This window comes from Isoptericola sp. MSGPD8_1_ISO-PGPR-S23-394 (genome assembly GCF_058072785.1).
On sequence record NZ_CM176517.1, the window covers coordinates 360,468 to 373,103 of the forward strand.

Annotated in this window: 8 protein-coding genes, 2 rRNA genes and 1 riboswitch; of the genes, 9 read left to right on the forward strand and 1 reads right to left on the reverse strand. The window is 68.8% G+C overall.

Annotation, left to right across the window (positions count from 1 at the left end):
* Positions 1–51 precede the first annotated feature (51 nt).
* From AC3RJ8_RS01635 to AC3RJ8_RS01655, 5 genes are all read left to right on the forward strand, one after another.
* Positions 52–3,165: ribosomal RNA gene (locus AC3RJ8_RS01635) — 23S ribosomal RNA — on the forward strand.
* A gap of 113 nt (positions 3,166–3,278) precedes the next feature.
* Positions 3,279–3,395 (forward strand): 5S ribosomal RNA (rrf, locus tag AC3RJ8_RS01640).
* Positions 3,396–3,544: 149 nt separating this feature from the next.
* Positions 3,545–4,003, forward strand: a complete 459-nt coding sequence (locus AC3RJ8_RS01645; protein ID WP_489714229.1) for an RrF2 family transcriptional regulator — start codon at positions 3,545–3,547, stop codon at positions 4,001–4,003.
* 94 nt (positions 4,004–4,097) lie between these two features.
* On the forward strand, positions 4,098–5,015 hold the full coding sequence (locus tag AC3RJ8_RS01650; RefSeq protein WP_489714230.1) for a sulfite exporter TauE/SafE family protein: 918 nt from the start codon (positions 4,098–4,100) through the stop codon (positions 5,013–5,015).
* Between the two features lie 98 nt (positions 5,016–5,113).
* The gene (locus tag AC3RJ8_RS01655; RefSeq protein ID WP_489714231.1) at positions 5,114–5,845 is read left to right on the forward strand and encodes a PAS and ANTAR domain-containing protein; all 732 of its coding nucleotides are present in this window, start codon (positions 5,114–5,116) and stop codon (positions 5,843–5,845) included.
* Positions 5,846–5,879: 34 nt separating this feature from the next.
* Here the strand turns inward: AC3RJ8_RS01655 and AC3RJ8_RS01660 are convergent, their stop codons facing one another.
* Positions 5,880–6,164, reverse strand: a complete 285-nt coding sequence (locus tag AC3RJ8_RS01660; protein ID WP_489714232.1) for a DUF4235 domain-containing protein — start codon at positions 6,162–6,164, stop codon at positions 5,880–5,882.
* A gap of 97 nt (positions 6,165–6,261) precedes the next feature.
* Positions 6,262–6,366: riboswitch (TPP riboswitch) on the forward strand.
* A gap of 55 nt (positions 6,367–6,421) precedes the next feature.
* On the opposite strand from AC3RJ8_RS01660, the gene AC3RJ8_RS01665 reads away from it, so the two are divergent.
* The 4 genes from AC3RJ8_RS01665 (at position 6,422) to AC3RJ8_RS01680 (ending at position 12,541) form a co-directional block, all read left to right on the forward strand.
* Positions 6,422–7,516, forward strand: coding sequence for a thiamine ABC transporter substrate-binding protein (locus AC3RJ8_RS01665; RefSeq protein ID WP_489714233.1), 1,095 nt, complete (start codon positions 6,422–6,424; stop codon positions 7,514–7,516).
* Positions 7,517–7,692: 176 nt separating this feature from the next.
* Entirely contained in the window at positions 7,693–9,393 is a 1,701-nt protein-coding gene (locus AC3RJ8_RS01670) for an ABC transporter permease (RefSeq protein ID WP_489714234.1), read from the forward strand.
* The gene (locus AC3RJ8_RS01675) at positions 9,393–10,403 is read left to right on the forward strand and encodes an ABC transporter ATP-binding protein (protein ID WP_489714235.1); all 1,011 of its coding nucleotides are present in this window, start codon (positions 9,393–9,395) and stop codon (positions 10,401–10,403) included. Before AC3RJ8_RS01670 ends, AC3RJ8_RS01675 begins: the two co-directional genes overlap by 1 nt.
* Before the next feature lie 200 nt (positions 10,404–10,603).
* Positions 10,604–12,541: a sigma-70 family RNA polymerase sigma factor gene (locus AC3RJ8_RS01680; protein ID WP_489714236.1), complete on the forward strand. Its 1,938-nt coding sequence runs from the start codon at positions 10,604–10,606 to the stop codon at positions 12,539–12,541.
* Positions 12,542–12,636 lie beyond the last annotated feature (95 nt).

The window sequence follows — 12,636 nt, forward strand, 5'->3', positions numbered from 1 at the left end:
CCAGATGTTCAAGTATTATTCTTGGATTTCTGTAGCATATTTGTAGTGTGTGTCGAAGTTTAGAAGGGCACATGGTGGATGCCTTGGCACTAGGAGCCGAAGAAGGACGTTGTAGCCTGCGTTAAGCCTCGGGGAGCTGGCAAACGAGCTGTGATCCGAGGATGTCCGAATGGGGGAACCCAGCCGCAGTCATGTGCGGTTACCTGTACCTGAATTCATAGGGTGCAGGGGGGAACGCCGGGAAGTGAAACATCTCAGTACCGGCAGGAAGAGATATTCCGTGAGTAGTGGCGAGCGAAAGCGGATGAGGCCAAACCGTATGCGTGTCAAGCTGTCAGGCGTTGCGTGTGCGGGGTTGTGGGACCTTTCTCAGATCACTGACATGGTCTGGACCAGTAAGAAAGTCGTGTCATAGTCGAACCGCATTGAAAGGCGGACCGTAGAGGGTGTGAGTCCCGTAGACGAAATGGTGCGGCCTGGTGAAGGGGATCCCAAGTAGCACGGGGCCCGTGAAATCTCGTGTGAATCTGGCAAGACCACTTGCTAAGCCTAAATACTACCTAGTGACCGATAGCGGACAAGTACCGTGAGGGAAAGGTGAAAAGTACCCCGGGAGGGGAGTGAAATAGTACCTGAAACCGTGTGCCTACAATCCGTCGGAGCCTCCTTAGCAGGGGTGACGGCGTGCCTTTTGAAGAATGAGCCTGCGAGTTAGTGCTCGGTGGCGAGGTTAACCCGTGTGGGGAAGCCGTAGCGAAAGCGAGTCCGAATAGGGCGATTCAGTCGCCGGGTCTAGACCCGAAGCGAAGTGATCTAGCCATGGGCAGGTTGAAGCGCCGGTAAGACGGCGTGGAGGACCGAACCCACTTAGGTTGAAAACTGAGGGGATGACCTGTGGTTAGGGGTGAAAGGCCAATCAAACTTCGTGATAGCTGGTTCTCCCCGAAATGCATTTAGGTGCAGCGTCACGCGTTCCTTGCCGGAGGTAGAGCTACTGGATGGCCGATGGGCCTCACCAGGTTACTGACGTCAACCAAACTCCGAATGCCGGTAAGCCAGAGCGTGGCAGTGAGACTGCGGGGGATAAGCTTCGTAGTCGAGAGGGAAACAGCCCAGACCACCGGCTAAGGCCCCTAAGCGTGTGCTCAGTGGGAAAGGATGTGGAGTTGCACAGACAACCAGGAGGTTGGCTTAGAAGCAGCCACCCTTGAAAGAGTGCGTAATAGCTCACTGGTCAAGTGATTCCGCGCCGACAATGTAGCGGGGCTCAAGTACACCGCCGAAGCCGTGGCACTCACACTTTACCCAGCATTCCCTTTCGAGGGGGTGTTCAGGTGTGTGGGTGGGTAGGGGAGCGTCGTGTGGGCAGTGAAGCCGCAGGGTGACCTAGCGGTGGAGACCACACGAGTGAGAATGCAGGCATGAGTAGCGAAAGACGGGTGAGAAACCCGTCCGCCGAATGACCAAGGGTTCCAGGGCCAGGTTAATCCGCCCTGGGTAAGTCGGGACCTAAGGCGAGGCCGACAGGCGTAGTCGATGGACAAGGAGTTGATATTCTCCTACCGGCGAAGAACCGCCCATACCGAATCCGGTGATGCTGACCACCCCCGAGTACCACCGTCGCCTTCGGGTGACACCGGTACAACGGCGTGGGACCCAATCCGGTAGTAGGTAAGCGTGTTAACAGGGGTGACGCAGGAAGGTAGCCCGGCGTGGCGATGGTAGACCACGTCCAAGGTTGTAGCCGGCTTCGTAGGCAAATCCGCGAAGCATTGACGGTGAGAACTGACGGTGACCGCACTAGCGGGAATCGGGTGATCCTCAGCTGCCAAGAAAAGCCTCGACGCGAGGTTCTAGCCGCCCGTACCCCAAACCGACTCAGGTGGTCAGGTAGAGAATACCAAGGCGATCGAGATAATCGTGGTTAAGGAACTCGGCAAAATGCCCCCGTAACTTCGGGAGAAGGGGGGCCCGATCCGTGAACACCCTAGCGGTGGGAAGCGGTGAGGGCCGCAGAGACCAGGGAGAAGCGACTGTTTACTAAAAACACAGGTCCGTGCGAAGTCGCAAGACGATGTATACGGACTGACGCCTGCCCGGTGCTGGAAGGTTAAGAGGACGAGTCAGCGTAAGCGAAGCTCAGAATTTAAGCCCCAGTAAACGGCGGTGGTAACTATAACCATCCTAAGGTAGCGAAATTCCTTGTCGGGTAAGTTCCGACCTGCACGAATGGCGTAACGACTTCTCCGCTGTCTCAACCACGAACTCGGCGAAATTGCACTACGAGTAAAGATGCTCGTTACGCGCAGCAGGACGGAAAGACCCCGGGACCTTTACTATAGCTTGGTATTGGTGTTCGGTGCGGTTTGTGTAGGATAGGTGGGAGACTTTGAAGCCCGCGCGCCAGCGCGAGTGGAGTCGCCGTTGAAATACCACTCTGACCGCATCGACCATCTAACCTCGGTCCGTGATCCGGATCAGGGACAGTGCCTGGTGGGTAGTTTAACTGGGGCGGTTGCCTCCCAAAATGTAACGGAGGCGCTCAAAGGTTCCCTCAGCCTGGTTGGCAATCAGGTGTCGAGTGCAAGTGCACAAGGGAGCTTGACTGTGAGACCGACAGGTCAAGCAGGGACGAAAGTCGGAACTAGTGATCCGGCGGTGGCTTGTGGAAGCGCCGTCGCTCAACGGATAAAAGGTACCCCGGGGATAACAGGCTGATCTTCCCCAAGAGTCCATATCGACGGGATGGTTTGGCACCTCGATGTCGGCTCGTCGCATCCTGGGGCTGGAGTAGGTCCCAAGGGTTGGGCTGTTCGCCCATTAAAGCGGCACGCGAGCTGGGTTTAGAACGTCGTGAGACAGTTCGGTCCCTATCCGCTGCGCGCGCAGGAAACTTGAGAAGGGCTGTCCCTAGTACGAGAGGACCGGGACGGACGAACCTCTGGTATGCCAGTTGTTCCGCCAGGAGCACCGCTGGTTCGCTACGTTCGGAAGGGATAACCGCTGAAAGCATCTAAGCGGGAAGCCTGCTTCAAGATGAGGTTTCCATCCCCCTCGTGGGGTGAAGGCACCCAGCTAGACCACTGGGTAGATAGGCCGGAAGTGGAAGACAGGACCAACGACTGTCGCAGCTGACCGGTACTAATAAGCCAACAACTTCAACACCAACACTTCTGCTATGCACGCGTCCACTGTGCGGTTCCCGAGAAACGGGCACCACCCCCTTTCACCTCGACCAGGTGAAACAACAAGGGGGAACCCGAACAACTCGATAACGTTACGGCGGTCACAGCGAAGGGGAAACGCCCGGTCCCATACCGAACCCGGAAGCTCAGCCCTTCAGCGCCGATGGTACTGCCCTGGAGACGGGGTGGGAGAGTAGGACGCCGCCGGACACCCTTCACAGCCAGGCCCCCCACACCACACGGTGCGGGGGGCCTGACTGCATTCTGGGGCAAGCGTTTCGGGCAGGGCAGGGCACGTATCATGCGAGGTGCTCCGCGCGGCGCGGGCAGACCCGCGAGCAGACAGGGAGGCGGCGTAGGTGAGGATCTCGGCGAAGGCCGACTACGCGGTGCGGGCGTCGATCGAGCTGGCGGCCGTCACGGACGGCGCCCCCGTGTCTGCCGAGGCCCTCGCGTCCGCACAGGACGTCCCCCACCGGTTCCTCGAGGCGATCCTGCGGGATCTGCGTCGGGACGGGATCGTCGCCAGCCGGCGAGGGGTCGGCGGTGGGTACGTGCTCGCACGGCCGGCGGATCGTGTGACCGTGGCTGACGTCGTGCGCGCGGTCGACGGCCCCCTGGTCTACGTGCGTGACCAGCGGCCCTCGGATCTCGACTACTCGGGTTCCGCAGCATCGTTGCTCCACGTGTGGGTGGCGCTGCGGGCGAACGTGCGAGCCGTTCTCGCGCAGGTCACGCTGGCTGACCTGGCCGCCGGGTCGGTGCCGGAGGAGCTGCGCCGGCTGGTGGACGACGAGGAGGCCTGGGAGAACCCGTAGGCCGGGATCGATCCCGTCGGGCGAACGTCTCCCCAAAACCCGACTGAACCTATAGGGTATGTCGAGTAATGCCGATCCGTCTCCGGAGGTCACCGTGCACACCCTCGTACTCCTCGCCCTGGTCGGTCTGGGGGCACAGCTCGTCGACGGCAGCCTCGGCATGGCCTATGGCGTCACCTCGACGACCCTCCTGCTGATGATCGGCACCAACCCCGCGGCTGCCTCGGCGACCGTGCACCTGGCCGAGATCGGGACCACCCTCGCCTCCGGCGCCTCGCACTGGCGTTTCGGGAACGTCGACTGGCGCGTCGTCGCGCGGATCGGTGTCCCCGGTGCGGTGGGAGCTTTCGTCGGGGCCACGTTCCTCTCGTGGCTCTCGACGGAGATCGCCGGCCCGCTGATGTCCGTGCTGCTCCTCGGCCTGGGCCTCTACGTCCTGTTCCGGTTCACGTTCCGGGGGCTCCGCACCGACCGGGTGGGCCAGCCGCTGCGCCGACGCTTCCTCACCCCGCTCGGGCTGGTCGCCGGATTCATGGACGCGACGGGCGGCGGGGGCTGGGGGCCGGTCGGTACCCCGGCGATCCTCGCGAGCGGGCGGCTCGAGCCCCGGAAGGTCATCGGTTCGATCGACACCAGCGAGTTCTTCGTCGCAGTGGCTGCGAGCCTCGGCTTTTTCGTCGGGCTCGGGACGGCGGGGATCGAGACTTCCTGGGCGATCGCCCTGCTGATCGGCGGGCTGATTGCCGCCCCGATCGCGGCCTGGATCGTGCGGTGGGTTCCTCCGCGCGTCCTCGGGTCGGCCGTCGGCGGCCTCATCGTCCTGACGAACACGCGGACGCTCCTCGGGACCGAGTTCGTGTCCCTGGAAGGTGCCGCCGCGGCGGTCGTCTTCGGCGTCGTGGTTGTCGTCTGGGTGGGCGCGGTCGTCCACTCGGTCCGTGCACATCGCCGGGAGGTGGCCGGCGAGGCACCCGCATCCGACGACAAGTCGTCGCTGAAGCCCGTCGGGTGAAGCATCGGCCCTCGGGTGGCAGTTCTCCACCCCGGGAGTACGGTGGGCGGCACACCAGTCCTGACCGGGCGCCGTGCCCGGGAATCCGGAGAGTCGTCATGAGCGGGTCGTCGTCGCACCGCACCAGCCGAGCGACAGGTCTGGCCGCGGCCGCCGAGGCGCTGGCCGCTGGCGTGCAGCTCGTCGTGGGTCGGTACCGGGTCGAGGTCGAGTCCGGGCTGACGTGGTGGTCCGACGAGGTCTACCGGATGCACGGGCGGGAGCCGGGAGAGATCGAGCCCACCGTCGACCTGCTGCGCAGCCGCACCCACCCCGACGACCGCGCACGGCTCTCCCGGACAGCGGTCGTGGCGTTGCGGGCCGGGCGACCGTTCAGCAGCGCGCACCGCATCGTCGACCCGCACGGGAAGGCCCGCACCGTGGTCGTCACGGGGCAGGCGCAGCACGACGACGAGGGCGCGGTCAGCCACGTGGTGGGCTACGTGCTCGACATCAGCCCGGTGACGAGGGAAGCACTGGACCGCGAGTCGCACCGTGCGGTGGGGCGCGCGATGGTCTCGGCCGCTGCGGTCGAGCAGGCCAAGGGCGCCTTCATGGCGGTCCAGGGCATCGCGGAGGACGAGGCGGGCGACCGGCTCGGCGAAACAGCCGCACGGGCCGGCATCCCCGTCCAGGCGGCCGCCTCGCAGATCGTCGCGGCCCTGGCGTTGCACGCGGACCTCGCGCCGGACGACCGCCTCGCCGCGGCCTTGGCCGCCGTGCACACGGTGGACCGTCCCCACGGGCACGAGGCGCAGCTCGCGCGCCGCCGCCAGCGGAGCCGGAGCTGAGGGACGGCGTCCGGCCGTGGCGGCGCCGTCGGGCCTACACGACGGAGACGCTCTTGGCGCGCCGGTCGACCGCCTTGGTCACACCCTGACGGGCGAGCCGGCGGGCCAGCACGGCGACCCCACCGGTGACCGCCGCGAACGTGATCGCCTGGACGATCGGGATGTCGTCCGCGTCGAGGTCGATGGGGGCGTCGTGACCGGTGGCCTTCTCCCAGACGACCTTGATGAGCTTCTGCGCGACCCACCCGGCCGCGAACGTCGCGGCGACCGTCCCGATCTTGACCCCCAGCGAGGGCTCGGACTGCTCGGAATGCTCCACGGATCCTCCAGTACCAGACGGCAGCATCGGACGGTGCCGCGAGCGGCCCGCCCGACGGACGCCACCACCGTAGCGTGCGTGCGGTGTGTAGGCTCGGAGGGAACGACAGGGGAGCGCCAGCGAGCGCTGAGAGTGCGGTTCGCCGCAGACCCTCGAACCTGATCCGGTTAGCACCGGTGGAGGAAGTCGGGCTTCTCGATCCCGTGGTCCGCGAACGGCGGGCACGGCCCCCCTTCAGATCCGTCTGAGGAGGACGTATGACCATCCGTACCCGCCGCACCCTGGCAACCCTCGCCGTCGTCGGGCTGGTGCCCGCCCTGGCCGCCTGCACGGGCGACGACGCCCCGGGAGAGCAGGGGAGCACACCGGTCCCGGCGGACTCGTCCGCCGAGCTGTCCGGCACGGTGACGCTGGTCACGCACGACTCCTTCGCGCTGAGCGAGGGGCTCCTCGAGTCCTTCGAGGCAGACACGGGTCTGGAGGTCGAGCACGTCGCGGCGGGCGACGCCGGGGCGTTGGTCAACCAGCTCGTCCTGACCCAGGGCAGCCCGCTGGGCGACGTCGTCTACGGGGTCGACAACACGTTCGCGTCGCGGGCGGTCGAGGAGGGCGTGTTCGAGCCGTACACGCCCGAGGACCTGGACCCCTCGGTGAGCGCCCAGGTCGAGGAGGGCCTGGAGGGCCTGACCCCGATCGACCGTGGTGACGTGTGCCTCAACGTCGACACCGCGTGGTTCGAGGACGCGGACATCGAGCCGCCGACCGGCCTCGAGGACCTCACCGACCCGGCCTACGCCGACCTGACGGTCGTCACCAACCCGGCGACGTCGTCCCCCGGCTTCGCGTTCCTGCTGGCCACGATCAGCGCGTTCGGCGAGGACGCCTGGCAGGGTTGGTGGGCCGACCTCGCGGACAACGGGCTCCGGGTGACCGACGGTTGGTCGGACGCCTACTACGTCGACTTCTCCGGTGCGGGGGAGGGCGGGGAGCGCCCGATCGTGCTGTCGTACGCGACGTCGCCCGCCTTCACGGTCACCGAGGACGGCAGCGAGTCGACGACGACGGCGCTGCTGGGCACGTGCTTCCGGCAGGTGGAGTACGCGGGCGTCCTGGCGGGGACGGACAACCCGGACGGTGCCCGTGCCCTGGTGGACTTCCTCGCGTCCGGCGAGGTCCAGGCGGACATCCCGGCGAACATGTACATGTACCCGGCCGACGAGACGGTCGAGCTGCCGGCCGAGTGGGAGCAGTTCGCACCGCTGGCCGACGAGCCCTACGACGTCCCGGCCACGGAGATCGCCGAGCACCGCGACGAGTGGATCGAGCAGTGGACGGCCACGGTCATCGGGTGAGCCGGAGGCGACGCGAGGGTGAGGGCCGCAGCGGAGCAAGGCACTCGCCCGGTGCGGAGCCGCAGGCTCAGCCGAGACGGCATCGGGTGAGCCGGAGGCGACGCGAGGGTGAGGGCCGCAGCGGAGCAAGGCGCTCGCCCGGTGCGGAGCCGCAGGCTCGCCCAGGACTCGCTCCGGTGAGTCCGCGGCGCCGGCCCCGGTGGGCGTGGTTGGGCTGGGGCGGGGCGGTCGGCGTCCCGCTGGTGTTCCTCGCCGTCTTCTTCGCGTGGCCCGTGGTCGCGCTGGTCGTCGAGGGCTTCTTCGCCGACGACGGCGCGGGCGGGCGGACGCTCGACCTCTCCGGCTTCGCGGAGGTCCTGAGCGAGCCCCGGACGTGGCGGGTGGTCGGGCAGACGCTGGCGCAGGCGAGCGTCGGGACGCTGCTCAGCGTGCTGCTCGGCCTGCCGGGCGCCTACGTGCTGTACCGGTGCCGGTTTCGTGGTCGTACGTTGCTGCGCGGCCTCGTCACGGTGCCGTTCGTGCTGCCGACCGTCGTCGTCGGCGTCGCGTTCCGCAACCTGTTCACCCCGTCCGGTCCGCTCGGGTGGCTGGGGTGGCAGGAGAGCTTCGCGGGGGTCGTCGTCGCGCTGGTCTTCTTCAACTACTCGGTGGTGGTCCGCACGGTGGGCGGCCTGTGGGAGCGGCTCGACCCGCGGGCCGAGCAGGCGGCCCGCGCGCTCGGCGCCACCCCGTGGCGGGCGTTCCGGACGGTGACGCTGCCGGCGCTGGGCCCGGCGATCGCGTCGGCGGCGTCGGTGGTGTTCCTGTTCTGCTCGACGGCGTTCGGGGTCGTGCTGGTGCTCGGCGGCATGCGGTACGGCACGATCGAGACGGAGATCTGGATCCGGACGACGCAGTTCCTCGACCTGCGGGCCGCAGCGGTGCTGAGCGTGCTGCAGCTCGTCGTGGTGGTGGCAGCCCTGCTCGTGAGCGCCCGCCTGCGCGCCCGGCGGGAACGTGCCCTGCACCTGACCGGTGAGACGTCTGGCGCGCACCCGCTCGACCTGCGCGCCGCCCGTGACGCGCTGCCCGCGGCGACGACCGCCGTCGTCGTCGGGGGACTGGTCGCGTTCCCGCTCGTCGGGCTCGTGGCGCGTTCGTTCCAGGGGCCCGACGGTGCCTGGTCGCTCGCCAACTATGCCGCGCTGGGGACCACGGGCGGGCGCAACGCGCTGACGGTCACCGTGTGGGAGGCCACGCTCAACTCGCTGCGGATCGCGACGCTCGCGACGCTGATCGCGATCGTCGTCGGGGGACTCGTCGTGCTCGTCGTCTCGCGACGGCCGCGGGCACCCGGGCTGCAGCGTGCGGTCGCCGGGCTGGACGGGGTCTTCATGCTCCCCCTGGGCGTGTCCGCGGTGACGGTGGGCTTCGGGTTCCTGCTGACGCTGGACCGTCCGCTCGGGTTCGACGTCGACCTGCGTACCTCCGGGCTGCTCGTGCCGATCGCACAGGCGGTGGTGGCGATCCCGCTGGTCGTGCGGACGATGCTGCCCGTGCTGCGGGCGATCGACCCGCGGCTGCGGGAGGCCGCCGCCGTGCTTGGGGCGTCGCCGGGCCGGGTGCTGGCGAGCGTCGACCTGGCCCTCGCCGCACGCTCGCTGGGCCTGGCCGTCGGGTTCGCGTTCGCGGTGTCCCTCGGAGAGTTCGGCGCGACGTCGTTCCTCGCCCGGCCCGACGCCGCGACGCTGCCCGTGGTGATCTACCGGTTGATCGGGCAGCCGGGTGCGGAGAACTACGGGATGGCGCTCGCGGCGTCGGTGGTGCTCGCGACGCTCACGGCGACCGTCATGATGGTGGCCGAACGGATGCGCGGAGACACCGGAGGGGAGTTCTGATGGCAGGAGCGTCGGGGCGCGAGGCGGGTCTGACCGTGCGTGACGTCGTCGTGCGTTACGGGCAGCGGCGCGGGGACGCGGGCACGACGGCGGTCGACGGTGTCTCGCTCGATGTCGCGGCCGGGGAGGTGCTCGCCCTGCTGGGTCCCAGCGGGTGTGGCAAGTCCTCGCTGCTGCGGGCCGTCGCCGGCCTGGAGCCGGTGGCCGAGGGGTCCGTCGCGTTCGGCGGGGCGGACCTGGCCGGGGTGCCCGTGCACCGGCGCGGGTTCGGTCTGCTCTTCCAGGACGGGCAGCTGTTCCCCCACCGGGACGTCGCGGGCAACGTCGCCTACGGGCTCGCCGACCGGCCGCGCGCGGAGCGGACCGAGCGCGTCGCGGAGCTGCTGGGCCTCGTGGGCCTGGCGGGATTCGGCAACCGCACGGTGGCAGAGCTCTCCGGCGGCGAGAAGCAGCGCGTGGCGCTGGCACGATCACTCGCCCCGCGACCGCGCCTCCTCCTGCTCGACGAACCTCTCTCGGCGCTCGACCGGGGGCTGCGCGAGCGGTTGGCCGTTGAGATCCGGGCGGTGCTGCGCGCCACGGGCACCACCGCGGTGTTCGTCACCCACGACCACGACGAGGCCTTTACGGTGGCCGACCGGGTCGCGGTGATGTCTGCGGGCAGGCTGGCTCAGGTCGCGCCGCCGGAGGAGCTGTGGCGAACGCCGGCCACGCGCCAGGTCGCGGAGTTCCTCGGCTACCAGGCGTTCCTCCCGCACGACGACGGTCTGCTGGCGGTCGGGTCGGGCGGCCTGCGGGTGGCCCCGGGCACGGGTGACGGTGACGAGGGGTCGCGTGGTGTGGTCGTCGCCTCGACGTTCCGGCGCGGTCGGACCGAGGTCACCGTCGACGTCGACCTGGGTGCGGGCGAGGAGCGGCTCGTGGCTCTCACCGACGGCCCGGTGCCGCAGACGGACGAGAAGGTGGGCGTGGTCCTGGACCGGCGGGGCTGCGCCGTCGTGCCGGCCTGAGAGAGCGCTTCAGCCTCCCTCAGCCCTCGGCCTCGTGCACGAGCAGCGCCACCTGTGTGCGGTTCTCCTGCCGCTCGCACTCAGCACCCGTCGATAGATGTGACGTGCATCACAGAGTCGTCATGGTGGTCTGCCCCGGGGGTCTTCTCCAGCGGGGAGAACCGTATGGCCCCGGATGTCCATTCGTCGAAGGGCGACGGTTGTCGAACTTCCTGAGCGAGCTCCCCGACGCTGAGCTGACCGCCTTCGTCCGCTCGGGGCGCGACGACGCGTACGGTGAGCTCTACCGGCGCCACCACGCTGCTGCGCTGAGGTATGCCCGGCGTTTCGTCCCGGCTCCGGACGCTCACGACGTGGCCCAGGAGGCCTTCCTCAACGTCCTGCGCGCCCTGCGCGGTGAGCACGGGCCGCGCGACGAGTTCGTCGGATACCTGTTGCGGACCGTGCGCAACCTGGTGACCGACCGGTCCCGCCGGACCGAGTCCGTGCTCATGGAGCTGGAGGAGATCGAGGACGCGCAGGGCGAGCACAGCCCGGACCACGCGCACGCGCTGGCGGAGAGGGACGTGCTCGCGCGGGCGTTCGCCTCCCTGCCCGACCAGTGGCAACGGATCCTGTGGCTGACGGAGGTCGAGGGAACGCCTCCGCGTGAACTGGTCCCGCAGTTCGCCTCCAGTCCGAACGCCGTCGCCCAGTTGTCCCGCCGTGCCCGGGAGGGCCTGCGCGGAGCCTGGCTGCAGGCGCACGTACGGACCCGCGACGCCGAGCCAGGTTGCCGCGAGACGCTCGCCGTCCTGGCCGACTACGACCGCGGTCGGCTCGGGGCTTCCAAGGCGCGGCGCGTCGACGCACATCTCGTCGGCTGCGCCTCCTGCACGGAGGTGCTGGCCGAGCTGCGGCACGTCTCCCTGCGGGTGCCGGTCCTCCTGCTGCCGGTCGTGCTCGGTGCCGGTTCCTTCGTGGACGGAGCGTTCGCCGGCACGTCCGGCACAGGGGCCGGCGTCGGAGCCGCGGCAGCGTCGCGCGGGTCCAGGCGACGGGCGCACGATCGAGGGCTGACCACGACCGGGATCGCGGCCGGGGCCGTGGGTGTCGTCGTCGTGGCAGCCGTGGTCGTCGGCGCGACCGTGCTCTGGGGCTCCGGCAGCTCACCCGGGTCGTCAGTGGCCGGGGCCGGGACCGGGGCCGTTGCCGCGCCCGCGGCGCCCGTTGCCCCCGAACGGGCCGAGCCCGTCTCGCCGTCGCCGTCGCCGTCGCCGTCGCCGTCGCCGTCGCCGTCGCCGTCGCCGGCGCCGTCGCCGGCGCCGTCGTCCTCCGACCAGCCTGAGCCGTCTCCTGAGCCGCCGTTGCTCCCTGATCCGCACCGGGCCCCGGCGGCACCTGACGAGGCGGTGGCCGCCGAACCGGCGGCTCCTCCGGTGCCCGGAGCTTCTGACCCGCCCGCCGCCGACGCGGCCGAGCCGACACCTGGTGCGCCGCCGCAGGCGACACCGGCCCCGACGTCGACGCCGAGCGCGACTCCGAGTCCGTCGCCGTCGCCGAGCACAGCTCCGTCGCCGTCGCCGTCGCCGAGCGCAACTCCGTCCCCGTCGCCGGATCCGCCGACGATCACCGCACCGGCAGCGGGAAACTTCCGCACGCCGGTCACTCTCACCGGGACGGCGCTCCCCGGGGCGACGATCGAGGTCCTGGACCAGGGCGGTGTGGTCGTCGCCACGGCGACCGCCGATGACGCCGGCGTGTGGGAGGCCGTCCCGGAACCCGGGGAGCCGGACGTCGCCACGGCGTACACCGCCACGCAGACCGTGGATGCCGCCCGGTCGGGCGCCAGTGGTGCAGCCGGACCGTACGTCTTCGAGGCGCCGGTGATCCTCGCGCCCGTGCCGGGTGAGGACGTCAGCGTGCTGCCCGGGAACCTCGTGGCGTTCGACCTCTACGTGCCGGCCGGCACGCCGTACGAGGTGACGCTCGACGGTGGGACGACGTCGTTCCCTGCGCTCGAGACCGACACCACGTTCAACTACTTCTTCGCCGACCTGGACACCGGGTCCCACGAGCTCACCACCCGCTTCGTCGACCCTTCCGGTGCCGGGGCCGGTGCGCTGCGGAGGGTGACGTTCTTCGTGCCGTCGGGCTGAGATACGCACTGTGACGGGGTTCACCCACTCCTTCGCGTCACGGCGGCCCCCGCTCAGCGTGTGATCAGGTGGTGGGCCGCTCGAGCCCGCCACCG